We start from the raw sequence: 642 nt of genomic DNA, 5'->3' as shown, positions 1-642 counted from the left end.
CGCCAAAGCGCTGGTACTCGGTATCCCCAATGGAAAACTGCCGTCCTTGCCCATTGGCTGCGCGGGTATCTTCGCTGAGGGCGATATGCACTAACCTGCCCTGCACTTCGCTTGCCGGGGTATCGAGCTCAACGGCGGGCGTTAACGTCAGCTCGGGTGGCAGCACCATATGTGGCGAGGCGGGGATGATCAGGGCCTCAAAGGGGGCCATCAAGGCGGCCAGCTTCCAGGGTTCCAGCGCCTGGCTCATGTCCAGCGCAACCCGGGGGTCGTAGAAGCGGAAGTAGACCGGGGCCTGGTCGTTAGCGGGGGTCCAGAGCAGGGTGAACTTGCGCAAATGGCTGCGCAGTTGCTTTAAGGTGGCGTTTGATTGCAGCAATATCCCCCAGTGTTGGTCCTGGGGTAGGCTTTCCAACCAGTGGCGGATCTCGCTGTCTGCTTCAATACGTACCAGCCAGGGGGCGGTGGCTTGGGTGGTGGCGTTCGTCGAGGCGTAAAGGCAGGTATATTGTGCATCGGTTTGGCTAAGGCGCGCCATGACCTCCCGGCAGTTAACGCCGTCGATAACCGCCCATAGCGGGGGCTGATGGGGGGCCAACAGGAGGCCCCACGCGGTTTCCTGGTAGTGCACCGGGGGCGTGG

The 642-nt window shown here is 62.3% G+C and carries 1 protein-coding gene; it reads right to left on the bottom strand.

Features of this window, described 5'->3' with window-relative positions; translation table 11 throughout:
* Positions 1-642, bottom strand: a 642-nt coding sequence (locus HP566_RS06365; RefSeq protein WP_249976429.1) for a DUF4123 domain-containing protein, incomplete at both ends; no start/stop codon positions are given.

It is taken from the genome of Vreelandella olivaria, from assembly GCF_023507745.1.
In the GTDB taxonomy this organism is placed as follows: domain Bacteria; phylum Pseudomonadota; class Gammaproteobacteria; order Pseudomonadales; family Halomonadaceae; genus Vreelandella; species Vreelandella olivaria_A.
This window is presented reverse-complemented; position numbering and strand designations above follow the sequence as displayed.